General features: G+C 35.8%; 19 protein-coding genes and 2 tRNA genes. 7 read left to right on the forward strand and 14 right to left on the reverse strand.

The window, feature by feature from the left end; all coding sequences use genetic code 11:
- Window positions 1–4: 4 nt before the first annotated feature.
- The 7 genes from C0J27_RS02835 to mgtE form a co-directional block, all read right to left on the reverse strand.
- Window positions 5–877 carry a hypothetical protein gene (locus tag C0J27_RS02835; protein WP_162801750.1) on the reverse strand — a complete coding sequence of 291 codons (873 nt, stop codon included), beginning with the start codon at window positions 875–877 and terminating at the stop codon, window positions 5–7.
- A 331-nt stretch (window positions 878–1208) separates the two neighbouring features.
- Complete coding sequence (locus C0J27_RS02840) at window positions 1209–1661, reverse strand: YaiI/YqxD family protein (RefSeq protein WP_115586209.1); 453 nt, start codon at window positions 1659–1661, stop codon at window positions 1209–1211.
- Window positions 1662–1709: 48 nt separating this feature from the next.
- Window positions 1710–2612, reverse strand: a complete 903-nt coding sequence (locus tag C0J27_RS02845) for a hypothetical protein (RefSeq protein ID WP_115585684.1) — start codon at window positions 2610–2612, stop codon at window positions 1710–1712.
- Window positions 2613–2623: 11 nt separating this feature from the next.
- Window positions 2624–3445 carry a hypothetical protein gene (locus C0J27_RS02850; protein ID WP_115585685.1) on the reverse strand — a complete coding sequence of 274 codons (822 nt, stop codon included), beginning with the start codon at window positions 3443–3445 and terminating at the stop codon, window positions 2624–2626.
- Window positions 3446–3648: 203 nt separating this feature from the next.
- A tRNA-Glu gene (locus C0J27_RS02855) sits at window positions 3649–3726 on the reverse strand.
- 5 nt (window positions 3727–3731) lie between these two features.
- A tRNA-Lys gene (locus tag C0J27_RS02860) sits at window positions 3732–3807 on the reverse strand.
- Between the two features lie 97 nt (window positions 3808–3904).
- A complete protein-coding gene (mgtE, locus tag C0J27_RS02865; protein ID WP_162801751.1) occupies window positions 3905–5257 on the reverse strand; it encodes a magnesium transporter in 1353 nt (450 codons plus the stop codon).
- 176 nt (window positions 5258–5433) lie between these two features.
- On the opposite strand from mgtE, the gene C0J27_RS02870 reads away from it, so the two are divergent.
- Window positions 5434–6405: an RluA family pseudouridine synthase gene (locus C0J27_RS02870; protein ID WP_115585687.1), complete on the forward strand. Its 972-nt coding sequence runs from the start codon at window positions 5434–5436 to the stop codon at window positions 6403–6405.
- A gap of 105 nt (window positions 6406–6510) precedes the next feature.
- A complete protein-coding gene (locus tag C0J27_RS02875; protein ID WP_115585688.1) occupies window positions 6511–7353 on the forward strand; it encodes a hypothetical protein in 843 nt (280 codons plus the stop codon).
- Between the two features lie 75 nt (window positions 7354–7428).
- Here C0J27_RS02875 and C0J27_RS02880 read toward each other — a convergent pair whose 3' ends face one another.
- The 3 genes from C0J27_RS02880 to gspE all read right to left on the reverse strand — a co-directional run bounded on the left by C0J27_RS02880 (window position 7429) and on the right by gspE (window position 12685).
- The gene (locus C0J27_RS02880; RefSeq protein ID WP_162801752.1) at window positions 7429–7950 is read right to left on the reverse strand and encodes a phospholipase D-like domain-containing protein; all 522 of its coding nucleotides are present in this window, start codon (window positions 7948–7950) and stop codon (window positions 7429–7431) included.
- Window positions 7947–10706, reverse strand: a complete 2760-nt coding sequence (locus tag C0J27_RS02885) for a translocation/assembly module TamB domain-containing protein (RefSeq protein WP_115585690.1) — start codon at window positions 10704–10706, stop codon at window positions 7947–7949. The genes C0J27_RS02880 and C0J27_RS02885 overlap by 4 nt, the downstream gene beginning before the upstream one ends.
- A gap of 269 nt (window positions 10707–10975) precedes the next feature.
- Window positions 10976–12685 carry a type II secretion system ATPase GspE gene (gene gspE, locus C0J27_RS02895; protein ID WP_115585692.1) on the reverse strand — a complete coding sequence of 570 codons (1710 nt, stop codon included), beginning with the start codon at window positions 12683–12685 and terminating at the stop codon, window positions 10976–10978.
- 291 nt (window positions 12686–12976) lie between these two features.
- On the opposite strand from gspE, the gene C0J27_RS02900 reads away from it, so the two are divergent.
- The 3 genes from C0J27_RS02900 to C0J27_RS02910 are packed head-to-tail and all read left to right on the forward strand — an operon-like array spanning window position 12977 to window position 14881.
- Window positions 12977–13843 (forward strand): outer membrane protein assembly factor BamD, encoded by an 867-nt coding sequence (locus C0J27_RS02900; RefSeq protein ID WP_162801753.1) that lies wholly within the window; start codon window positions 12977–12979, stop codon window positions 13841–13843.
- Window positions 13843–14226, forward strand: a complete 384-nt coding sequence (locus C0J27_RS02905) for a YraN family protein (protein WP_115585694.1) — start codon at window positions 13843–13845, stop codon at window positions 14224–14226. The genes C0J27_RS02900 and C0J27_RS02905 overlap by 1 nt, the downstream gene beginning before the upstream one ends.
- Window positions 14207–14881 carry a phosphatidate cytidylyltransferase gene (locus C0J27_RS02910; RefSeq protein WP_252120588.1) on the forward strand — a complete coding sequence of 225 codons (675 nt, stop codon included), beginning with the start codon at window positions 14207–14209 and terminating at the stop codon, window positions 14879–14881. Before C0J27_RS02905 ends, C0J27_RS02910 begins: the two co-directional genes overlap by 20 nt.
- Before the next feature lie 78 nt (window positions 14882–14959).
- Here C0J27_RS02910 and hisS read toward each other — a convergent pair whose 3' ends face one another.
- Entirely contained in the window at window positions 14960–16216 is a 1257-nt protein-coding gene (gene hisS, locus C0J27_RS02915) for a histidine--tRNA ligase (RefSeq protein ID WP_115585696.1), read from the reverse strand.
- A 241-nt stretch (window positions 16217–16457) separates the two neighbouring features.
- Between hisS and C0J27_RS02920 the strand changes: the two genes are divergently transcribed.
- Together C0J27_RS02920 and C0J27_RS02925 are read left to right on the forward strand one after the other, a co-directional pair.
- Window positions 16458–18482 (forward strand): hypothetical protein, encoded by a 2025-nt coding sequence (locus C0J27_RS02920; RefSeq protein ID WP_115585697.1) that lies wholly within the window; start codon window positions 16458–16460, stop codon window positions 18480–18482.
- A gap of 122 nt (window positions 18483–18604) precedes the next feature.
- Window positions 18605–19336, forward strand: a complete 732-nt coding sequence (locus C0J27_RS02925) for a hypothetical protein (protein ID WP_115585698.1) — start codon at window positions 18605–18607, stop codon at window positions 19334–19336.
- Window positions 19337–20023: 687 nt separating this feature from the next.
- Here the strand turns inward: C0J27_RS02925 and C0J27_RS02930 are convergent.
- From C0J27_RS02930 to secA, 3 genes are all read right to left on the reverse strand, one after another.
- The gene (locus C0J27_RS02930; RefSeq protein WP_115585699.1) at window positions 20024–20626 is read right to left on the reverse strand and encodes a hypothetical protein; all 603 of its coding nucleotides are present in this window, start codon (window positions 20624–20626) and stop codon (window positions 20024–20026) included.
- Between the two features lie 12 nt (window positions 20627–20638).
- Complete coding sequence (locus C0J27_RS02935; protein ID WP_162801755.1) at window positions 20639–21976, reverse strand: YncE family protein; 1338 nt, start codon at window positions 21974–21976, stop codon at window positions 20639–20641.
- 149 nt (window positions 21977–22125) lie between these two features.
- The gene (gene secA, locus C0J27_RS02940) at window positions 22126–24663 is read right to left on the reverse strand and encodes a preprotein translocase subunit SecA (RefSeq protein WP_115585701.1); all 2538 of its coding nucleotides are present in this window, start codon (window positions 24661–24663) and stop codon (window positions 22126–22128) included.
- Between the last annotated feature and the right edge of the window lie 21 nt (window positions 24664–24684).

Below are 24684 nucleotides of genomic sequence, written 5' to 3' on the forward strand. Positions count from 1 at the left end.
TTATTCAATTTTTAAAGAGTGGAAGTTGAGAAAATGCATGATTTTTCTGAACATAATCAGGTCGCATGGCAAAAGCAATCGTTGCGTAGCGAGTTTCATCACTCGATACAACAATGTGAGGTGTCGGGTTAATACCAAATTCAGGTAAAAGCACACCAGGAATAAGAAGCATTGAGCTTTGATCCTCTAACCTATAAAAATTTCTTAGGGGTGTATTAAAATCGCTGCAACTCAATGACGATGTGTATGGAGCAAGAAGAAGGGATTGATTGTTTGTACTATCAAGAAAAAGAGAAAACACGGTCCCATCATAATGTGGTCGACGTGCAATATAGAAAGGAAAATACTTAACAACCTTGAGAAGAATAGGTATAACACCATTGCTATACGCAAATATTGAAGCTACTCCTAATTCAATTGCCGCTTGCTCAAACACAGCTCCATAGGGATACTGAATATCATAACAAGCTTGAAAAAAATTTATAATTTCTGGAATATTCTTAATCTCTGGATAACAAAAACAGATATATTCATGAAAATGAATAGAATAATAAAAAGCTATCTGACCTCTTCCTGTTTTTTTAGATTCATCATACAAACCAAAATAATCGGTAGAATAGTAGTTTTTTTCTGTTGACCGAATAAACAGTTGTTTTGCCCGAGATAATTTATGCAGCCAGACTGGATGCGTATCAAGAAATTTGATAAATTTATCAAAATAGTTATAAAGAGCATCAAAAACAACAGAGCCATGTTCTTGATTACACATTTCTCTATAACCATTTTGTATAAACTGTTCTGCAAGTGGCTGCGCACTGACAGATTGCATAGCAAAAAAAACAAATACACAGGCAAACAACGTTTTTATTCTCAACATACTTACATCACTTTCTCTATAATTTTTATCCAAAGTTGCTTTATATTGGTATAAAAATTAAAAAAAGTCTTATCATTTTTATATGAGGCTCTGTAGTTCAAATTTTTACTATAGAATTTTACCCTCCGTTTTCTACGAAAACTCCGGGAATTTGCGGGCCGGTGGGCCTCATGCACTATTTCTTTACATAAAAAAAGCGTAACGTGGCTGCCGCCACCACTGCTTGCCAAGATGAGCGAAGCGATATCGTAGGTTTTTGTGCACATGTAAATTTGGTTCACACAGCCTAGTTAATCATGATTACTATTGCTACTATGTGCATGTCCTTATTTTATCTGGAAGCATTTCTTTTTATTGACTGAATCATCTCTTCAAATGCCTGTAAGAACTGAGAACGCTTTTGCTTTGAAAAAGCAGCGTTATGACTTGGAGCTAAGCCTGTTTCACGTAAATAAGTACGCAATTCACGCATTGCTTTTGCAGCACCTATATTATCATTATTAAAAACTTTTCCTGTTGGACTTATTGCACAAGCACTATTCTTTAAACAACGATCTGCAAGTAAAATATCTGTGGTTATAACAATATCTCCAGCAGTTATACGCTCGACAATCCAATCATCTGCAGCATCTGCATCAGCATTAACCTGTACCTTATGCACATTTTCATCCACAGTCATACTCAGATAACTATTGCTTACTAAGTAAACCTGCAAATTATGTCGCTTTGCCACTCGAAAAATTTCTTCTTTTACTGGGCAAGCATCAGCATCTATATAAATAATTAACATGTATAAACTTTCTAATTTCACGTAAAAATCGATACTGTTTTCTCAGCAATCATTATTCATACTAGTTTTTAATGATAACTCAAGGCCTAAAATATCTTTTACTTGATGAAATGCATCTTTACGAATCCAAAGATACATTTCATTTTTTTCATGTTTTTTATCATTCCGCCAAGAATTATGGCAAGTAATTTTTTTATCTAATGTACATTTTGATGCTAAAATATTTATGAGATAATCTTCTTCCTGCAGATTTTCTGACTTGCAAAATAAATACCATGTTTCTTCAGATTGAGTATACAAAATATCTTGATTATCAATTAATTGAGCTTGTTGCCAACCAACCTGAAGTTTATCTAATATTTCTTGATATTTAGCTTGTAAAATACCTACAGAGCATGGTTGATTATCTTTATAGCCCCACAATGCTAAGCCATTTTCTAAAGATTCGTTGTTAATATATAATTGATTATTGCTAGATCCAAACGAATGTAAATGCCAATGATTTTCTTTTGGCAAAAGATTATTAGCATTTTTAGTTAACACTTCAACAATTCTTACATCATATAAATTCTGACATGGCAAAACTTTTGCAGAACGATTAATACAGCCTTTTCCTGTAAAAATTGGCTGATTTGCAACTCGTGCTGCTAGTTGAGCATATTGCTCAGCTGCTTGATGCATTGCTGCTAAATAAATTTCAGGAACAACTTGGTATGGTGCTGGATATGTTTTTTCTAGCTTTTCATCAGTTGTTGATTCTTCTTTTTCTTTCTCTTGTTCTTCTTGAAATCCTTCAGGTCTTGCATGAAACTGATTATCCATAATCTTCCATACAGCATCCATTGCTTCATAACTACGATATTCTTGTTGATCAAGCCAGACAGGTTCAGGTAATTGTTGATTTCCAATTGCTTTAATTGCATAAAAACTTTCAACACCACACAAACTACTTTTAATTAAAACTTGTTGTCCTTTTTTTCTTCCATTACATCTTTTGAAATTTCTTCAAAGCAATCTTTAAATAATTGTTGGTCTTTACGATCTACGATTATTTCTTTTTTTTGCTCATAATACCTAACACCATCTCTTAAAGAATCACTATGAGATATTTCTTGAAAATAAGCTGTTATGTTTTTTAACAATTCTTGAGAAATCATGTTAAATCCAAAGCCTCCAGGAAGCAACCCTCCTTCAAATAAAGTAACTCTTCCCCATGGGGTACATAATCTATCTGGATATATATCGATAACGAGCATTAATCCTTGCTGCGTTTGGTCTTCAAAAGGATTAACCCCTGGACATGCTTCTTGTCCATCATAAAGACTCACTCCATAAGGTTTTACTTGCTCGCTAATTTCTTTGCATATTACAAAAACCTCTTGCACCACTTTAAATAATTCATAATCACCAGAATCATGAACATATTTCTTTAACCATGCCTGACCACCTTTAGTTTTAATTTTTGCTGCAACATCTAAAGGCGACATTACAAAACGTTTGGCTAAAGATTCTATTAACAGATTTGTTGCAACAACGCTATGCACTGTTTCATAAAGCTTTTTATTAACGCTTGCAAGCCTGCTAACATTCTTCATAACAATAGGAAAGTCTGCTTCATTTACAAAACCATGCGTTCCTATCTGATGATTAAGATGACCACAAATAAGTCCTATAATTTTTGGTGGCATGGCATCTAGATTTAGTTTTTGTTCAAGCTGAGCAGGGTAAATCAAGTATCCCGTAAACAACAAAAACATCGCTCGTAATTTTTTATACATTATAAAGTTCTTATGTTAAAAAAATGATAATTTTATATATTTTTTGATAGTATCAAAATTAATTAAATTAAAAAATAAAAACGGTAAAAGAGAATAAGAGAAAATTAAGAACCTGATGAATTTTGGACAAAAAAAAGAAGCAATATTACATTTCTGTACTATTGCTTCTTATATTTTAACATGACACCATACTTAGAAAAATATGGCGTCCCCAAGGGGATTCGAACCCCTGTTTTCGCCGTGAAAGGGCGGTGTCCTGGACCGGGCTAGACGATGGGGACATACATGGTGAGTCGCGTTGGAATCGAACCAACGACCCACAGCTTAAAAGGCTGTTGCTCTACCGACTGAGCTAGCGACTCACAAATTTCAAATTCTAAAGAAAGAAAAAAGCACTTATACCTAAATGCTACTAATAGAATATATTTCTGTGACGATATTGTCAACACTTATTTTAAATTAATTTAAAATTAAGTAGGCTATATAACAATATATGAAGATTCCAAGAATGTCCATAATTGTTGCAAGGAAAGGTCCAGCTGAAAAAGCAGGGTCAATATTAAATTTTTTAAGTAATACTGGCAGTACGGATCCAAATAAAACTGATGCAAAAACAATAATGCCAAGCGACAAACTGACAACAACGCTTCCCCAGAAAAATTGATGATACGCATATACACGAGCAAAAGCAACAAGTGCCAAAAGAATCGATAATGAAAACCCTATAAAAAATTCTCTGCGCAATATTTTGTTGATATTTGAATCATTAATATCACCTGATGACATACCTTGAATAATAATTGCTGAAGTTTGACCACTTGTGTTTCCTGCTGTGCTGACAAGCATTGCAATAAATGAAACTAAAAAAGCAGATAAAGTTGCTTCATAACTACCAAGAATAACGCTGGTTAAAGACTCAACTAACAGCAAAATAACTAAAAGAATTCCGCGACGTAAAATAATACTTGCTGATGATGTTTCAAAGTACGACTGACTTACATAAGACCCAGCCATTTTATGAACGTCTTCTTGAGCTTCTCGCTGTAAGACATCAACAAGCGTTTCACCGGTAATAACCCCAAGCAAAAAATTGTGTTCGTTAACAACAGGAGCTGTTACCGTACGATAATGCGCCATCTTGTTTGCAATCTCTTCTTGATCTTGATCAACTTCTGCAATAAATGGAACTTGTCGTAAAATTGAGCGTAATTGAGTTTCTGGACTTTTTAATAAAAGATCTTCAAGTTTAATTAACCCTACCAGTCGATTTTCTTCATCTGTTACATAAATATTACGATGTAAATCTCTACGAGGGCGAAGCCTTGGTAACAATGCAACACTTTTTGCTACGGTAAAATTTTGCATCAACGTAATCACGTCAACATTCATAATCCCACCAGCAGAATCTGGAGCAAATTGCATCAATGATAACACCTGTTCTCGATCTTTTTTGTGGAGAATATCAAGACACGTTGCTAATTCTTCATCTGATAAAAGATCAAAAAGATCGGTAATCTGATCGGCATGAGAATTTTTAAGTAAATTTGATTTATCAGCACTATTTAATGCTGACAAAACAGTTCTCATTAAAGCAGTCTGTAATTCATAAAATACAGAAATTTGCATTTCTGGCTTTAACAGCAAAAAAAGCTTAACACTATATTCAGACTCAAGACTATTCATCAACTGAGCTATATCTGCGTAGTGGGCCAAATTCATCTGACCAATTAAAATTTTACTGCGTGTTGATTCATGCAGCACAACTTCTTGAATATGAGTTGCAATGTTATCTAAAATAGTTGTACTGATCATACAAATCTCCATCATTAATACAGATATAGAAAGAGTGGATTATAGCGGCAACATTATTTGCCAATTTGACTTTAGTTTAACCTTGACATACATTAAAAATAAATGCAAGAAAAGCTCCTACAAATAGTATATTAAGGCCTTGTTACGGTATAATTTAACCAACGAAAAAACAGCTCATGAACAATGATCCAGTAATTCAAGAAAATGACAGCTTTTCAATCAAAATTTCTTGTATGCAAGCAGGACAGAGAATTGATATTTTTCTATCTGAAAAGTTTCCTATGTTTTCTCGTACACTTGTAAAAAAATTACTTAATAATCAACAAGTATTGATTAACAAATTTACAACCGCAAAGCCAAGCTATATGCTTAAAGAAGATGACGTTATCACCCTGCTATCAATTCCCATGCCAATGACGCGAGCAGCAAAAGAAGTTCCTGATAATCTTGGGATTACGATTGTAGCACGACACGATGATTTTTTGATTATTAATAAACCTGCTGGAGTTGTTGTTCACCCTCCTCAAGAAACCTACGCAGGTATTGCTCTGACCGATTGGCTCATTAAAGAATTTCCGCAGATTATATACGCTGGGCAAAAAGAACGGCCTGGCATTGTGCATAGACTCGATCGTAATACCTCGGGTATTATGATTATTGCATTAACTGATCAAGCTCATACAACATTCAGTAAAATGTTTAAAAACAGAGAAATACAAAAAACTTACATAGCCCTTGTCATGGGTCATCCTGAACAAACTGGTTCAATCGATTACGTTATCAGCCGCCACCCCGTTCACAAAAATATGATGCATGCAACACCTGGCATATCCGAAAGTGGCCAAGCTCGCGATGCACTGACCAACTACAAAGTTTTACAATATTTTGATACCTATAGCCTGGTGCAAGTTAAGCCAAAGACTGGCAGAACGCATCAAATTCGTGTCCATTTTAAAGCGCTTGGTCATGCCCTGCTTGGTGATACTGTCTACGGATTAAAATCAAAAAAATTACCGTATCATGCTCTGCACGCACAAAGTCTTGAATTTGTTTACCAAGGTGTTGCGTACTCTTTTACAACAAAAATTGATGCGAAGTTGCAGGAAATTATCGACACAAGCATTCCTCTTAAAGAAAATCCCCTGTAAAGATAATTATTTATACAGATCGTTGATTATTTCTATACTAATTATGCATACTGAAAATAAAAAGCGCTCTTTATTTTCAGACATGTTATAAAAAAGGTAGAATATATGAAAAATTTAATGATACTGATGAGCTTGCTATGTACAACTCAACTCAGTTATGCTCCAGAGGCTGCAGAAATTGACAAATCATCAGAACAAAATAATAAAGCAAAAACAGAATCTGCTGCTGAAAAAAATCAGCGTGAAGCAAAAGAATACGAACAGTCACAAGCAGCAAAGTCAAGTACTCCTCAAGCTAAACCTCTTGAAAAATCATTACAGCAAGGTGAATCCTCATCAACATCAACATCAAATCAATCATCAGGGTCAATAAATCTTGGAGACCCATCACAAGCAAATCAAGCTTCAGAATCAAGCGTTACTCAATCTACTCAAATAGCAACACAAACAGTTTCTGAACCAGGTTGGTTTATGGGCAAAAGTAAAAATACAACCGTAACAGCTCATCCTGGTGGAATTCATCATATTACCGAGACGACAGTAAACAATGGTTTTCTTGGATTTGGCAAATCAAAAACTTCAACAACTGAAATATATAAAGATTTAGAATCACAATATCCCGACCTCAACAAAAAAAGCGCAAATGAAATCAAAAAATATGTAAAAGATAATAAAACAAGTCTTAAAGATAACCTCCAGTTTGAAATCAAAAAAAATTACGAAAGCCTGGACAAAGATAGTCAAAGCTCAGGAACTATTAAAGACTTGCAAAATAAAGCAAATTACAATGCTACTTTTAATTCAAAAGGCCAAGCTATACGAGCTAAAAACCAAGCAACTGGTGATTTTCATGAAAAGCCAAGTTCTATATTGAATCAACAATCAACACCAACAAACTCTACTACTGGATACACTATGCCAAAACAATCTGCTCAAATTGCAGGATAAATAGTAAATTTATGCATTAAAAAAGAGGTCATGAATAAATTATTTATTCATGACCTCTTTTTTATTAAAAGTATATTACTGCAAACGCTGCTTTAATTGCATAAATCTATCGACATATTTATTAATAGCTTGCACATCATCAATAATAAGCACATTTTCATCATTGTATTGTGTTCCGCGTATCGTACAATTCCACGACCCTGTCCAAAGTAAAGGAGCATTATCTTGATTACACCCAAACACAAAAAATTTATGGTGCATTAATGGCATCGTGTACGGATTAAACTCTTGCGTTCTATGAACAAACACGGGAACTCCTGCCTCTTGCAAAAATTTACCTTTGCCACACGTACACATTGAGACTTGGTCGATAATCATCTGAACATCAACACCACGTTTTTTAGCATCAATTAATGCTTGAGATATTTTTTTATCAGTCAGCATGTATACAGCTCCATAGATAGAGCTCTTTTCAGCTACAATTCTCTCAATAAGCAATGCTGTTAAGTTATCTCCAGGTGCAAAAAACGCTTTACAATATGACTCAACATAACTTGCCTGCAAAAACATACCGAGTATCAAAATATACCGTCTCATGAAAACTTCCATCGCATTTCTACCTCTCCGCCATACGTACTTGGACCATCTTTTATTGCCCGAACTGTTACATCATCAGTTAATGCATAATCAGCTTCAAAAATCGTATCCTCAAGCTGCATTAAGTTTGAATCAATGCGGCCATGAAGTCGATCAGTTGCATCAATTTCAATTACACCACGGACACCTCCTCGTCCTGTTTGATTCGTAAATTGAGGATAAATACGAACATTTTTAAACGACTGCAACAATCGATTAAAAATAATATCTAACTTAGATTTAGAAATCGCTGGTCCAAATATAATTTCATGTAATTTTTGCATAAACATAGCAGGCATAACTGCAGAAAGCGAGCTGTCTTGAGAACCAATAAGCAGCAATGAAATAATTTGCTCTTCACTTAAGTGTGGTGAAGAATCAAAATGAATCTGCTGATCCATAACAGTTCCCGTTGCTCGCATGGTAATGTTGTATCGTTTAATTTTACCTTTTGCAACAAACTCAAGCATTGGTTCTGATGAATTTTTTGGCATAATCAGAACATGCCCATGGGTAATAAACAATGATTTATAGGGGAATTTTAACTCGCCTGCAACAATATCAATTGTTCCAGCTACTTCTGGCTGCTTAACGTTGTTGGTAATATGAAAATCTAAATGAGCTGTTGCTTGCAAGAAAGACGTTTCAATCGTTATAGGATCTTTTGTCTGAATAGAAATATCAAGATCACAGTTTTCTTGACGAGGCTGCGAAGAATTAAGAGAACCAAGCAAATGGTCCTGAAATTCAGCCGAAAAAATATTTCCTTGTAATTGCGTCTTATCCAAGATCAAATTTCCTTGCAAAACAGGATCTTTATCATCACGTAATGACAAAAAAATCCGACCTGACAACACTCCAAAAATTCCTTTATACCAACTAATAAGAACACTATCTAAAAACATCGGGGCATGCAAAAATGTAAGCTTAGATTGACTGTCTAACTGAGCTACAGCATGATCACAATAAATTTTACCTTCGTATAAATTTGCAACAAGATTTTGAACGCTCAAAGACTTATCCATAAAATTTAATTGCGCTGCAGCTTTAAAACTTTGCATCACATTATACAAAGATGGGATTCTAATATGCGCATCGTGCGTCTGTACATCAGCAAAATAAGTTCCTTGATGCAAGTAACCGCTCATATCAATCTTACCGGGCTGAGAAAAGCTTGATTTATACTCATCAGGCAGCATATTTTTAATACAATTAAACCCAAGAAAACCTACCGTTTTATCTAATTCTTGATCATCTTCATGAAAGTCTAAAAATGTTTCGTCTTTTGTATAATACTTGAGTGAAATAAGGTGAGGTGTTGGCGCAAAAGCTACTATTGATTCAAATTTTTGATCTAAAAAATTTCCTTGCAATGTAATTTGTTCCGCATCGCATGTAAAGCTACCTTTAATGTGAGCTTGTTCATCAAGTTTAATGCTTTCAAGTGAAAAATTATAACTCCCCTGTAAATTATCAAGTGACTTTGTTAATTGAGCAGTAATCATTCCTTTTTTTTCAGGCATCTTCCAATAACTTGTCCACCACGGTGAAAGTTGAACGCTGTTAATTGCATCAAGTTTCCATGAGGTTTCTGTCGGTGTTGATGTTCCGTAAAACACACAAGTAGAACCTACAAATAACTTTGTTGCATACCCAATTTTTTCTTTATAAAAAGTTAAAAATGCACGTTCAAGAAGCGTATTATTTTTATATGCTATATTCTGCACTTGCAACTTTCCCTGTAATCCAGAACTTACATCCAGTAAATTTCCCATGACCGTTAAGGTTGCATTGCCTGACAAATCTGGAATAACAACTTCATCAACTACTAATAGCTGCAGCAGCTCAGTTGCAATGGTAATAGAACAGGTCACAGGAATAGCATGCTCTTTGAGTCGAAATTTTAAAGGCTCAATAATAAAAGACTGATCATCGTTTGAGATAATACATGCTCCACGACTTTCATAAATATCTCCTTTAAGAAAACATGCTCCTTTTTCTTGGAGTTGGGGAATTGATAATCGACAATCTACTCGTGCATAAATTTTACGAAGATCGTGATCGTAAGGAAAAACAAACATACAATTACCAAAAAAATTCTCGATAATTTTTATGCCTTTATACTCAAAATTCCCATCAATCGTATATAATTTTGTATGAATACCATCAGAATCTCGGCTCATTTCAAAATTATACTCATAATTTACGTGTATATCACCTGAGCTATCTTGCACAATAAATTGCCCTTGCTGAATTGCAATAAAATCAAAACTGAACGGGCCTGCAATTTCCCCACTCAACATCTTAGATAAGGTCTCATAAAAATATGATTTTCCATCACGTTGCTCCTCATGCACAACAACTTGTTCAAAAAAACTATGACATGAAAATATGCCGGTCCATAAAAAATGGCCCCATGAAGAAAATATATGAAAATTATCTGCATATAGCGACCAACCATGATGTGAATTTGATGGCATAATTGTCACATGACGAAATTTAATATCAAGTGACAAAAGATCAATGCTTGCAAGCTCTCCTTCCCAATGACAATCAAAATCGTTTTTAAACATATTCTGCACCGATCGCTTAATTTCTTGGTGCACAACTTCACTTCGAGATGCAAAAAATAATGCTATAGAACACGCAAGTACGCACCCTAATAAAATTTTTAATAGCACCATAACTGATCGGTACAAAATATATCGTAAATTCATACTATAACTTTTTTAAGATAATTTCTTACTATACACACTAACAACTTCAATTACGTACAACAAAATTACAAGGACCTACGATATCGCTGTGCTCATCTCCGGAAATATGGGCGGCGGCGGCCGCTATACGCTTTTTTAGTTTAAAAAATAGTGCATCAGGCCCACCGGCTTCAATACTCCCGAAGTTTTTGTAAAAAATGTAGGGCAAATCCCCATCGTAAAAATTTGATGTACAAAATTTACATACTGGTTTTTCATCTACAACTAGATTAAAGTTCAGTGTCTTCTTGTAAGGTTGCAACTGATAACACTTCTTCAATCGTGGTTAAACCAAGTTCAATCTTCCATGCACCGTCCTGAATTAATAACTTCATGCCATCATGCTGAGCCTGCGCGCGCAAAACGTTCGCATCAGCTTTTTCGATAACCAAACGAGCAAGCGCATTACTCATAACCATGATTTCAAATACAGGCATACGCCCTTTATACCCAATACCTAAACACTTATCGCACCCAACAGGTTTATAAAATGTTACAGTTTTTGCATGAGGAGAAGTCATTCCAATAGAATGTATCATCTCTGCTGTTGGAGTATATTGTTCTTTACAATTTTCACACAGTTTACGAACAAGTCTCTGAGCTATAACAGCAAGCACTGATGATGATATTAAAAATGGCTCAACACCCATATCGATAAGTCGAGTAATTGTTGCAGGAGCATTATTGGTGTGAATCGTACTTAATACTAAGTGACCAGTTAACGCTGCTTGAACTGCAATTTGTGCAGTCTCTACGTCACGCGTCTCACCGATCATCACGATATCTGGATCTTGTCGCAAAATAGAACGTAATGCTGAGGCAAAAGTAAAGCCAATTTTGTTTTGAACTTGCACTTGATTTATACCAGTAATTTGATATTCAACCGGATCTTCAACGGTAATAATATTAACGTCTGGTGAATTTAATCGTGAAACAATTGAATATAATGTTGTTGTTTTACCAGAACCTGTTGGACCAGATACAAAAATAATTCCGTTTGGTTTTTGAATAACATCTTTAATAATTTTTGCATTGTGCTCACTTAACCCAAGATCTTCAAGCGATGCAAAAGCTTTACTCTTATCAAGTAAACGCATCACGATTCGCTCACCATGCATGACGGGTAAAACAGAAACCCGAATATCAAAAAATTTATCTGAAACTTTAATTTCGATGCGACCATCTTGTGGCATACGTTTTTCGGCAATGTTTAAATTTGCCATAATTTTAAGACGAGATATTAAAGCACCTTGAATTCGTTTTGGTGGAGAAAATGCAAGATACATGATTCCATCAACACGGTAACGAACTGCAACATCTTTTTCAAATGGCTCAATGTGAATATCAGAAGCACCCCGTTTTACAGCCTGAAAAAGAATGTGATTAACCAGCTTAACCACCGGTGCTTGCGCGCCTGCATTTAAAATATCTTGATCTTCGATCTGTCCAAGGTCTAAACCATTTTCTAAAATATTGGTATCTTCTTCAAGATCCTCCATCATTTTTTTAGCACCTTCAAGCGGATAGTAACGATTGATACCATCAATAATAGTTCCTGCTGTTGCAAGAGCGATTGGTGCATCTTTTGCAAGTAACATCGATAGTTCATCGATAGAAGCTAAATTTAAAGGATCTACGACTAAAATCGTTATTTTGCCTGCAAGCATAATGGGCATAATAATATTTTGCCGTAAAAAATTAAACTGAACCTTTGCTAACAATTCAGGATCAGCCATCTCTTCAGTTACAAATTCTATAAATGGTAATGAGTAATTTTTTGCGTATGCTTTTGCTAAATCTTGTGATGTAATTAATTTATTACTCAGTAAATATGTTTCTAAAGATTCATGAGCTTGCTCTGCATTTTTCATCAGCTCTTCTTTATTTTGATGCGCAAGCAATCCCATATCTTCTAGTATTTTCCACATGTCATGTATCATACAAAATCCTTATAGAGTTCCTGTCTATCAAATTAAAACTACGAAAAAAATAAGCATACGATTTTATATAAAATAGAGCGCGTATTTTAATCACACAACCACTCAATGGCAAGCTTGGTGAAGTTTTCATAGAAAACGTAGGACAAAAATAGCATGAAGTCACACAAACTTATACCACTATTTTTCAGTTCCAGGGCACCGTCTTGCATAAAACAAGCTGTATGCTATGCTAATTGTATTAAATGTAGTGTAGTCTATCACGTGCAAAAAAAATATAAAAAAAGGTTTTTCGTGAACAATAAGAAATATTTTACCTATCTTTCGGTTGTCAGCCTTCTTTGCACTTATCATAACCTTATGACGATAGAAAAAAAAGCTGAACAATCATCAACGCAAACTACTCACATAACGCCAAATATGTCAATTGAAACAGCAGAAATCGGCGTTCAAGAATCGGTAACTCCTAAAAAAAGAAGTGGAGTTTTCAACAGAATGATGCCTGGTCCGTACTGCCCTCATCAAAGCGTTCCTATACGAAAAATGACGTTGAAACATCTTAATGATATTTATGAGTACAGTGAACATCACAAAGTTGACATTAACGTTCTTACCAACGTATTAGAACGTCTTATCTCTCTGTCTGATAACCATGCTGGTGTAAAAAAATATAAATTACAGTATGCAGACTCTCATTTTGCGATGAATCATTTAGAAATTGCTGCTACGTATTACGAAGATTTTGCAACCCTGTACCCATCAAGTAACGAAGCTATTTACGCAGCATTTAAATCTATTGGTTGCATGTTTCAGCTATCGCTCAGCCCAGATCGTGATCAAACCAACACAAAAAAAACTATTGCACTTGCAAAAACATTCTTAAAAGAACACCCAGGTCATGAGCTTAATGCAGAGGTTGAAGAGATTATAGCAACCTGCTATACACGACTTTTTGATCATGAAGTGTATGTTTTTAACTATTATGTTAAAAGAAAAAAGTTTCCATCAGCTCGCTTACGACTTGATTTTTTTTCAAAAACATTTGAAGGTTTAATTGATAACCTTGAAGTCAAAGTTCAAGCGCTTACCAAACAACTTGAGCTTGCGATAACGCCAGTTAAAGTTGATAAAAAAACATACGTCCATAAATTTCTTGGGTAATGAATAATCGATCATTTGGTGATGCAGGCGAACAATTTGTCGTGCAATACCTACAAAAGAACGGCTTTGCTGTGAAAGCAGTTAATTACCGTAAATTTTTTGGTGAAATCGATATCATTGCCTGTAAAAAAGAGCTGTATGTCTTTGTCGAAGTTAAAACTCGTAAATCTGTAACTATGCCAATGGGTCAACTTATCAGTCGACCAAAACAACAAAAGATCATCAAAACTGCTCAGACATTTATTGTTGAACAAAAACTACAAGACTATGTCTATCGATTTGACGTTGCGCTCGTATCAGTTGACGGTACAGGATTTTGCCTTGAGTATATTGAAAACGCTTTTACCAAACCAGAACATGCTTATGCAAACAACAGCTACTAAAAATAACGCTCTCCTGAGAATTATCACCGGCATAGTCCTTGGTGCAATTTTTTGCACCACTTTTTTTTATTGCCCGTCTCAACTATTTTCTCTACTGCTCGCATCAATTCTTACCATCATTGTTATCGCAGAATGGAAAAATATATTCCCGGTCAACAGCGTCTATTTTTGGGCAATTCTTCCATTCTACCCAATTGCACCATTTTGTATGTTGATATATCTCAACGAATCCCCAACCTATAAAATATTAGTTTTGTATCTGTTTATACTCGTTTTTACGTTTGATAGCGCATCATATTTGTTTGGTAAAATGTACGGAAAAACTAAAATTATACCTTCCATTAGCCCTGGTAAATCATGGCAAGGAGCTATCGGCGGCTACTGCATAGCAACCCTTGTTTTTATAGCTATCAGCTGGAATAACAATAAATATATTGATCTGCAAACTGCTTGTGTAGTCAGCGCATGTATTTGCATCATTGCATTTGCTGGAGACATTTTTGAATCGTACCTGAAACGCTGTGCTAAAATTAAAGACTCAAGTAATCTGTTGCCTGGTCATGGCGGCTTTCTTGATCGATTCGATGCGATTATGGCAGTTTCGGTATTTTTCTTTTATTACAAAGTTTATCTACTTGCACTCTTAGCACATTAATTGAATACAAAAAGAGCGCAACCACTATCAAAAAGTGTATCGCGCTCTTTTTGTAATTCTAAAATTAAAATTTAGATGTTAGCGTATCGCTGCAAAGAAATCTGCTAAATCGGCTTGAGAAACTTTGTCATCTTTACCAGTTATCATGTTTTTTATCGTCACATAATTACCAGCTTGTTCATCATCGCCAATCACCGCAACATACATTGCCTGTAATTTGTTTGCTTTGCGTATTTTGCTTTTTAATGATGCTTCATCAAGCAACACATCGACACAAACACCTGCTGCCTGTAAACTGTCAGCAATCAGTAACGCGGTGCCATTCTGCTGAGCCTGACATGGTACAATGCACACCAAAGAGCGTTTTGGAATCTCAAATTTTGCTTGTTGATCTTCAAGTAGCATCAATAATCGTTCAACGCCAATGCCTGCTCCTACGGCCGGAACTTGTTCTTTGCTGCCAAGTTGTGTTGCAAGAGTATCATAACGACCACCACCACAAAATGTATTTTGAGCGCCAAGTGTTGTGCCAATAAATTCAAATACCGTTTTGTTGTAATAATCAAGTCCACGAACTAGGTATGGGTTATGCGTAAATGTTACGGATAATTGATGTAACTGCTGACACAATAACTCCCATTCACGTTTGCTGTCGGGCGTTAAATGATCAACAATTTGTGGTGCCGTTTTGTACAGGTTGCTACAGGTCTCATTTTTGCAATCAAACACTCGTAAAATATTGGTGTCTTTTCGTTGGATGCACGTTGCACATAAAATTGCTTCATGCGTTGTCAAAAATTCATACAAATGAGCTTTAAAAATATCGCGATCTTCTTGCTGGCCTAAAAAGTTAATCTGGAGAACATAATTTTCGATCGATAGTTTTTCTGCAAACAACGTATCAAGCATGCTGATAAAAAATGCATCGTACATGACTGAGCTTGTTCCCAGTGATTCGATACTCACCTGATGAAACTGACGGTAACGACCTTTTTGTGGGCGTTCATAGCGAAAAACTGGTCCATACGAAAACACTTTCCACGGCAAAACCAATGAACCTTGTTGTTCTACAAAAGCTCGAACAGTCCCTGCTGTCATCTCTGGACGCAGACAAATCTGTTCACGATCACTTTTTGACTCGACCGTAAACATTTCTTTGCCAACCACATCAGTTGCAATACCAAGTCCACGTTCAAACAAAGTAGTCGATTCTATAATAGGGGTCGAAATTTGTTGAAAATTATAATTTGCAAGATGCTGCATAACGATTTGCAGGACACCTTGTACAAATCGAGAGTCTAAATTATCTTGCGTACCTTTAATTCGAAAAAACATAAAAAATCCTTTATATCAAAGCTATTTGGTTCACATTATACCATAAGCAGCTTGTAATCAACAATAAATATAAAAATATATGTTGACGACCTTACATAAAAATTGCTAGAAAAGAAGGTATAAAATTAAGTCTTAAAATTTTCAAATCATAATGACCCACCAAAGGAGGAACTCACTCAACAGTTTTCATAGAATTTTTGAACGTACTGATCTATTGTAATAAAAAAGGATAAGGATTATTATGAAAAAAGTTATAGCTTTGAGTATTGCAACCTGTTTTGCATTCTCAGCTTATGCAGAGCAACAAATCGTTGCTACTGGTAAAACATTCAACAACATCACACCAATATTCCAATCAGCTTCTCCAGAAAGAGTTTCTCTTTTTGCTTCGATTCCAGAATCAAGAGCTGGTCATCGTGCAAACTTTAACGGCGATTTTCAAGTTGTTGTTCTTGGTGGTCGTAACACCAGCCGATCAGAAGCTGCTCAATACTACTTCCCTGCAACAGCAAACGGCGTAATCACATTTAATGCTTCAGTTGATGCTGCAAACTCAGGAACAGATACCCTACAAACATACTGGTCAGGTGCACAAGAAGAAACATTTGGTACTGGGACAATAACTCCTGCTAACTTCAGTGGTACTGGTGTTGGTGCTATTGGTTATAATACTGCAACTGGCGCTGGCGCTCAAGCAGGTACAGCTATAACTGTTGCTCCCGACTTAACTGCAGCACCTGCAAATAGTTTTGGTTTTGGTACAACAAATACAGCTGTTACTGGTGCTATAACAGCTGGACAAGTTGTTAGAAATAATACAACAGCTAACGCAATTACAAATGCTAGTGCTCTTCAAACCGCAACACCTGGAACTTTTGCTCCTTTCGATCTTTCAACTGTTGCAGCATTTGCTGATGCTGATGTTGTTGCTGGTGATTTTAATCTTGATACCAACAGAAATACTGCAATTGTTCGTCCATGGAACTTTGGCATCGGTTATGCTCCAAACGTACAATTTGGTGCTACTCTTGCTGAATCTGCTTTTGTCAGCACCATTGCTCCTGAACTAGAACGTTCTTTCTGGGGTATTGGCGCAACGTGGAAGCAAATCTTATCTGACAAAGATACAGGTTTTTGGCTTGAACTTTCTACAGCGTTACAAGGCGTTAAGATGAATATGAATCTTAATGAAGAAGTTTTAACTGAATTAACTGCAAACCCTTATGAAGAACCAACAACAAGCCAAACAACATGGGCTGATTCATGGGGTGCTGATAATGGTTATGCTACGTCAGACATTACAACAATAACACAAGCGTTTGCTCAAGATGCATGGTTATACGGTAAAATCGATGGTGCACAAAGTGTAACACGTCTAGCTGATATCGAATTTAAAGTTGGTTACCAATTTATCTGTGAAGATAACGTGTTAACAAACGGTTTTCTTGGTTTAGTTATTCCAACAGGTAACAAAGCGACTGCAGAATACATGGCTGAGCCAATTGTTGGTAACGGTTTCCACTTTGGTTTAATGGCTGGTGGTACATACGAAATCCAATTGAATTCAAGCGAACGTACAAGATGGTCTATGCGTGCTGATTCATGCTACCGTTACTTATTCAAGAACACACAAGTTCGTTCATTTGATACAAACAATGGTAACTGGTCACGTTATATGTATGTGTGGGATAACTACGCAGCGGAACAACTATCTGAGGTAACTCCAAATGCTCCAACTATGCGTTCATACACACCTGGTATTAACGTATTTACCCAAGAAGTTAACGTTACTCCACAAGGCCAAATCCGCTTTAACCAAGCTTTAGTCCTAGAAGCTGGTGCATTTAAAGTAGAAGCTGGTTGGAACACATTCATCCGTCAAGATGAGTTAGTAACATTGGTTAACGAATGGCAAGATAACACAGTTGTATATGCTGATGCTTCTAACAACTTGTATTCTTTATACAACGCAAACAGAACTATCTATAACGATGCTTACCAAAGTTCACCAGTAGCTGCAACAACACCTGATGCTGCAAGCTTAGCTCGTTACGAAGCTGCTGCTGTGCAAGCTTCTGATCTTAACCTGAGTGGATCAGCTGCTTCATGGTCATTAATGACAAACACCCCATACTTAGTTGCTGGTTATGGTTTTGGTGAAGATCATTCAAGCATTTTAAGCATTGGTGGATCATTTGAATATTCAGCATCAAATGATTACTTAAGCACATGGATGCTATTTGGTAAATTTAGCTTCACATTTTAACTAACGACTGTTTGATGTTTTCAACAGTCTAAAAAAATACCCGCTTACCTGTTCATGATACATGGTAAGCGGGAACTATAATAAATTATGAGATAGTTTTTAATACAAGAAAGATATCGACTATGAAAATCACAAAAAAATTGATGATTGCAGCAGGATTATTCTTCCAACTATCAAACTTACAAGCTGATTTAGACGTCAACCAAAAGCAATCGTTTAATGATGCACTTGGAAAACTTAACAATCCTCAAGCTGACAGTTTATCAATTAAAGATGCTAAAGCAAAAGTAGATGCTCTTAATATACAAGATGCAGCTGTTTCTGATTCACTCAAGTTATATTTAACAACTAATACTATTACTCCAAGTAGTAAAAAAGCAGCATTTCCAAAAGCAGATTTAGATAGCATCAAACAAAAAAAAGATGACGATATAAAAAAATCTCGTCCAGTAGCTACTCCAGCTCAAGAAGATACTCGTGACGCGGACCTTGATGCTGCAAATGAAAGAGCTGACAAAGCTGAAGCTGCTCAACAAGAAGCTGAAAATAAAGTTACTCAATTAGAAGCTAAATTTGCTGCACTAGAAAAAAAAGTTGCTGAATCTGACAGCGATATTAAAAAACTTGTTGATGCTGCAAAAGATAAACACGGCGCTGATAAATATATTCCGTTAGCTCAAAAAGCTGCTGAATCACTAAAAGCTGCTATTGAATCTATTAATGATGCAACAGAACAAGAAGCCGTAAGAAAAGCTGTGCAAGCTGTTTTAGCTCCTCAAGCTCCTGCTGCTGCATCTGCTCAATCAGGTGTAAATTTAGGTCGTTTAGGCAAAAAAGCTCGTCGTAAAGCGTAAAAATAGAGATTACGCTGTTTACATTTTACTAAAAAAGAGAGGTATAAAAACCTCTCTTTTTTATTTAGTATCAAAATGCATAGATTACTAATTACATCGCTACCCAAAGCTAGGTCCTGTGAACCAAATTTTTATTTTAGAGATTTACCCTACGTTTTTTACAAAAACTCCGGGAATCGGCAGGCCAGTGCGCCTGATGCACTTTTTTTTAAATCTTAGCCAAGTTTAATTTTTTAAAGTTTGCTTCGTTTTTTGCATAGATTGACGTAGTTTTTCATTAAAAAAGCGTAACGTGGCCGCCGCCACCACTCTTTCCGGAGATGAGCGAAGCGATATCGTAGGTTTTTGTGCACATGTAAATTTAGTTCACACAGCCTAGCACTCATTTAAAAATCTCAAGATGTCATTGCATGCATGCATAGATAACTGAATTAAAATCGAATCTAACAAACGAATAATCGATAAGCATATGACCAATTCATAATGTCAACAATTAGGTAAAATTTAACAACTTTGCAAGACTCAGTACAATTCTCTTCTTTATTTTGAGCTCATACAGCTTTACCCAGATACCATGGCGTAAGATATTATTTTAAATTTTTTGATAAAAGTATATATCATGACAAATAAAAAGAGAGGTCTAAAAAACCTCTCTTTTTATTTGTCAGATTAATATTCTATAGATTTTTAATTAAATCTATATCCAAACCCTGCGCCAAATAATGCTCCATTCAAAATCGCATCTTGCCGTTGCACAGGTGCATTTGCAGCTGAATTAAAATCAAATGTAACAAACGAATAATCGATAAACAGATCAATAAATAAAGAATGTGTAATATCGATAATTGCACCAAATTTAGCAATGCCGCCAAGGCTCCAAGCTGCAGTTCTTTCATCAGTTAAAAATGTTGACGAATCGATCGTACGCAAATAGGTTGGCTGAGCACCTAAACCAACATAGATATCGCAATGATCACAACATTCAATGAAATATTTTAGCCCAAATCCAAAATTTAATGAGAAAAACTGGGATGGAGTTGCAAATATCGGTGTTATACCAGACTTATTAAAAAAATCTATACTGGTAAAAGCATAAATATTGTGAGTAATTTCCGCAGTTGCTTCAAGCCCAACTTCTCCACAACCATTGTCATAAATAGCTTTAAATGTATCATCAGTTGATAAAAAATATGCGCCTTTTACTTCAAGCAAAACATCTTTTGCTTGTAATCCAATTGTCATTGTTCCTACTAAAAAACCTGCTAATAGTATCGATTTAAAATTTTTCATACAAAGCCTCTCTTAATTATTTTTAACCGTAAGAACAGAAACAGAAATCGCTGATGACTCCGCATCATCTGCATCAACTGATGTTACATAGTAAGTATACGTTGTACCAGGAATACGATTGTGATCATAAAAAACTAACGAACCATTCGCAGAAACAGTACCAGCTAAAACTGTTAAGCCTGCATCACGATACACATTATACGATACTGGAGTTGAACCCGATTCTGGAGCTGTCCAGCTGATCGTATTAATATAATCAGTTTGGGTAAAGAACACGTTACTTTGTGATACGCCAGTGATGGTAGCTGGGGGTAAAATGGTTATAAACGTATAGGTTTGAGAAATGTTTGAACTTTGTGCAGTTGAATATAGGTATGGAGAGTTAGGAACAAATGCTACCATTCTTGGGTTTCCTAAGTTAAAACTGTTATTATTTACAGTGCCTGTTAATGTATCTGTTGCTACATCCATAATTAAAATTTCATTGTTACTTAAATTTGCTATATATCCTGTTGTTCCATCTGAACTAATAACAATTCCAAATGGACGAGAAGGGTTAGTTGATCCTTGATTCACGATTCCTGGAGAAGATGGCGTATCTAAATTTGTTGTATCAACCACATATATATTATAAACACCAGTATTTTGCTCATAACCTGTTACATACAGTTTTGAACTGTCAAGCGCAAATACCATCTGACCACCATTGGTATTTCCCAAAGATAATGAAAGATCTAATGCTATCCCTGCTGTGTATGTTAAACCATCACCTGAAATAGCATAAGGCGTTAATACACCTGAATAATTAATTACATACAGATAGCTACCATCAGGACTTAACACACAACTACAAGTATTTCCTGTCCCTGTAATTGTTTGCACAACTGTATTATTTGATGTATCGATAACTGATACCGTAGCTGCTGCGCTATTAACAACATACGCCAAAGTTCCTGCATCATTGATAATAATCCATGTTGGAGATGCTCCGACAGCAATAGGACTTCCAACTACCGTATTATCTGATGTTTGAATTACTGATACGGTGTTATTACCAGAATTTGCTACGTACACAAAATTTCCATCTGGCGTAACAGCAACTCCATAAGGACTTGCTCCAACAGTAATGTTACTTGTAATAGCATTATCTGATGTTTGTATGACTGATACCGTATTGTTAGCATTATTTGCTGCATATACATATTGACCATTTGGTGTAACAGCTATTCCCCATGTTTCAGACGGCATTGCTATTTGATCTACTACCGTATTATCCGCTGATGAATAAACCAGCTCAGCTACTGAAAGTGCTAAGCACATCAACGATATTTTTGAAAATGTCTTTAACATTTCACTCCTTTTTAGTATGAAAAAATTATATATCCCGTATAAACTAGACATATTTTATTTTAATTCAAGCTTTCAGGTGCGATATATGCAAAAAATAATAACAAAAAAGGGCAGCTTAAAAGCTGCCCTTTTTTACGTTCTACAATAATTTACACTTGTCCACAACATTTCTTGTATTTCTTACCTGAATTACAAGAACAGTCATCGTTGCGACCAACGCGTGAATCATCTTTTTGTGCCGGTTGCCCAGTACCTGATGTATCAGACGAAGAGATCATCTTAATTTCTTCAAGCTCTTTTTCGCGCTTTCTTTCTAACTGTTGAGAGTTAAAGTGCTCTGGTTTTAAGTGGAAAATGTGATGGACGATATCCGCACGAATATTACGCATCATGTCTTCAAACATGATGTATGATTCACGTTTGTATTCGATTAAAGGATTTTTTTGGCCCCAACCACGAAGTCCAATACCTTCTTTTAAATGATCAATGTTAACCATATGTTGCTTCCAAGCTTGGTCAATAGTTTCAAGCATCAACCATTTTTCTGCACGTTGCATCACTTCTTTGCTGCTGTTATCACGATATGCAGCATACGATTTCAGCAAGAATTCAACTAAAGCACGCTCAAGATCGTCACTATTAGTTTTGCCTGCTACTGCTTGTTCAAGAGCTGCTCTGTCTAAACCAGTCATGCTCACGATTTTTGTAACAACATCTAAGCATTGAGCTGGAGTTATCATGCGATCAGGGCAATGGAATGCAACCATGTCTTGTACCATCGCATTAATAAAGTCGCGAACAACTTCATAAATCTGGTCAGCATCTTTGAGCACATCTTGGCGAATGCTAAAAATAACATGGCGATGTTGGTTTAATACGTCATCGTATTCGATTAAATGTTTACGAATTTCAAAATTATGTTTTTCAACTTTTTCTTGAGAACGTTCAATTAATTTTGAAACTGTACGCGATTCAATTTGTTCATCTTCAGCCATACCAGCACGTTGCATATAGGTTTTCATGCTATCACCAGCAAAGATACGAATCAAATCATCTTCAAGTGAAATGTAGAAACGAGATTCGCCTGGATCCCCTTGACGACCAGAACGACCACGAAGCTGATTGTCGATACGACGACTTTCGTGACGCTCAGTTCCTAAAACATACAGGCCACCAGCAGCAATTGATTCTGGATTCAGTTTAATATCGGTTCCACGACCAGCCATGTTGGTTGCAATCGTTACGGCACCATAGTTGCCTGCATGCGCAATAATTTCAGCTTCACGAGCATGGTTTTTTGCGTTTAATACATTATGAGGGACGCGAGCTGCAGTCAGCACATCACTTAATCTTTCAGATTTTTCAACGGCAACGGTACCAATTAAAACTGGCTGACCTTTTTTGTGGCGCTCAATAACATCTTTTGCTATTTCAGCAAATTTTGCACGCTCTGTTAAAAAGATTAAATCATTTTTATCAAGACGTTGCATTTTTTTATTCGTTGGAATTGCAACAACATCAAGTCTGTAAATTTTCATAAATTCTTCAGCTTCAGTCATTGCAGTACCGGTCATACCTGCAAGCTTGGTATAGAGCCGGAAGAAGTTTTGCAACGTGATTGATGCAAGTGTTTGTGTTTCTTTTTCGATCTGCACATCTTCTTTAGCTTCAATTGCTTGATGCAAACCATCACTATAGCGACGACCAGATAAAATACGACCAGTAAATTCGTCAACAATCAACACTTCGCCATCGCGAACTACGTAATCAAAATCACGTTTAAAAATAATATTTGCTTTTAATGCCTGCATAATATGATGCAAGATGCTGATATTTTCAATTGCATATAAATTTGCAATACGTAAACGTTTTTCAACTTTATCGTGACCAACTTCAGTCAATAATACTGAACGTTCTTTTTCATCAAGTTCGTAGTCTACACCACGCTCTAAGTTGCTCACTGCTTGTTGTGTTATGGTATATAAATTTGAAGACGTTTCAGATCCGCCAGAAATAATTAATGGGGTACGAGCTTCATCAATTAAAATTGAGTCGCACTCATCGATAATTGCAAAGTTTAATTTACGTTGCACATAATCTTCGTAACGAAATTTCATGTTATCACGAAGATAATCAAATCCAAGTTCATTGTTTGTTGCGTATAAAATATCTGAATTATAAGCATTTTTGCGATCGATATCATTTAAATCATGCGTTAATACCGCAACAGAAAGTCCTAAGAATTCATAGAAAGGACGTGCCCACTGCGCATCACGTTTTGCAAGATAATCGTTGACGGTGACTAAGTGAGAACCTTTTCCTGATAATGCGTTTAAATACAGAGCCAATGTTGCTGTTAAAGTTTTCCCTTCACCTGTTTTCATCTCAGAAATTTTTCCTTGATGCAACACAATCGCACCCATCAGCTGAACGTCAAATGGACGCATTCCAAAAACTCTCCATGCAGCTTCACGAGCTAGTGCATACGCTTCTGGTAAAATTTCATCTAACGATTGACCATTCTTTACACGTTGGCGTAAATCTTTTGAAAGTTCTTGCAGTTGTTCATCTGACGATGACTTCATGCGAGTTTCTAAATTATTAATTGCATCAACTAACGGTTGCAGTTGCTTAACCGCTCGGTCATTAGCTGTCCCAAATATTTGAGCCAATACATTTGTTATCATTATTCATCCTTATATAAAACA

It is taken from the genome of Candidatus Chromulinivorax destructor (genome assembly GCF_003366055.1).
Taxonomy (GTDB): Bacteria; Babelota; Babeliae; order Babelales; family Chromulinivoraceae; genus Chromulinivorax; species Chromulinivorax destructor.

Coding starts and splice junctions, on each gene's coding strand:
- C0J27_RS02905 (WP_115585694.1), top strand. CDS start 13,843: ATGAATAATCGATCATTTGGTGATGCAGGCGAACAATTTGTCGTGCAA.
- secA (WP_115585701.1), bottom strand. CDS start 24,663: ATGATAACAAATGTATTGGCTCAAATATTTGGGACAGCTAATGACCGA.
- C0J27_RS02850 (WP_115585685.1), bottom strand. CDS start 3,445: ATGTATAAAAAATTACGAGCGATGTTTTTGTTGTTTACGGGATACTTG.
- C0J27_RS02870 (WP_115585687.1), top strand. CDS start 5,434: ATGAACAATGATCCAGTAATTCAAGAAAATGACAGCTTTTCAATCAAA.
- C0J27_RS02835 (WP_162801750.1), bottom strand. CDS start 877: ATGTTGAGAATAAAAACGTTGTTTGCCTGTGTATTTGTTTTTTTTGCT.
- C0J27_RS02880 (WP_162801752.1), bottom strand. CDS start 7,950: ATGAGACGGTATATTTTGATACTCGGTATGTTTTTGCAGGCAAGTTAT.
- C0J27_RS02920 (WP_115585697.1), top strand. CDS start 16,458: ATGAAAAAAGTTATAGCTTTGAGTATTGCAACCTGTTTTGCATTCTCA.
- hisS (WP_115585696.1), bottom strand. CDS start 16,216: ATGTTTTTTCGAATTAAAGGTACGCAAGATAATTTAGACTCTCGATTT.
- C0J27_RS02935 (WP_162801755.1), bottom strand. CDS start 21,976: ATGTTAAAGACATTTTCAAAAATATCGTTGATGTGCTTAGCACTTTCA.
- C0J27_RS02930 (WP_115585699.1), bottom strand. CDS start 20,626: ATGAAAAATTTTAAATCGATACTATTAGCAGGTTTTTTAGTAGGAACA.
- C0J27_RS02910 (WP_252120588.1), top strand. CDS start 14,207: ATGCAAACAACAGCTACTAAAAATAACGCTCTCCTGAGAATTATCACC.
- mgtE (WP_162801751.1), bottom strand. CDS start 5,257: ATGATCAGTACAACTATTTTAGATAACATTGCAACTCATATTCAAGAA.
- gspE (WP_115585692.1), bottom strand. CDS start 12,685: ATGATACATGACATGTGGAAAATACTAGAAGATATGGGATTGCTTGCG.
- C0J27_RS02925 (WP_115585698.1), top strand. CDS start 18,605: ATGAAAATCACAAAAAAATTGATGATTGCAGCAGGATTATTCTTCCAA.
- C0J27_RS02875 (WP_115585688.1), top strand. CDS start 6,511: ATGAAAAATTTAATGATACTGATGAGCTTGCTATGTACAACTCAACTC.
- C0J27_RS02885 (WP_115585690.1), bottom strand. CDS start 10,706: ATGAATTTACGATATATTTTGTACCGATCAGTTATGGTGCTATTAAAA.